Here is a 276-nt window from a genome sequence, read left to right on the forward strand (position 1 = left end):
TGAACATGTAGTACAGCGGGTAGAGCAGCGCCTCCTGCGGGATCATGTTGGCGAGCAGGAACAGGATGATGATCCAGGTGCGGCCGCGCACCCGTCCGATGCCGATGGCGAAGGCGTTCAATACCGAGATGAGCACAGCCGCGATCGCGACGACGCTGCTGATAAGGAAGCTGTTCCACAGCTTCTCCGGAAAGTTGACCCGAGTCCAGAAGTTCTCGATGCCGTGGAAGTACAGCTGCGCCGGCAAGGTGAGCGGGCCGGAGCTCGCGTAGTCGG

General features: G+C 61.2%; 1 pseudogene. It reads right to left on the reverse strand.

Annotation, left to right across the window (positions count from 1 at the left end):
• Positions 1 to 276 (reverse strand): annotated as a pseudogene (locus tag WDW90_RS39295) (carbohydrate ABC transporter permease); the annotation flags it as partial.

The sequence above is a fragment of the Methylobacterium nigriterrae genome, from assembly GCF_037106235.1.
Taxonomy (GTDB): Bacteria; Pseudomonadota; Alphaproteobacteria; order Rhizobiales; family Beijerinckiaceae; genus Methylobacterium; species Methylobacterium nigriterrae.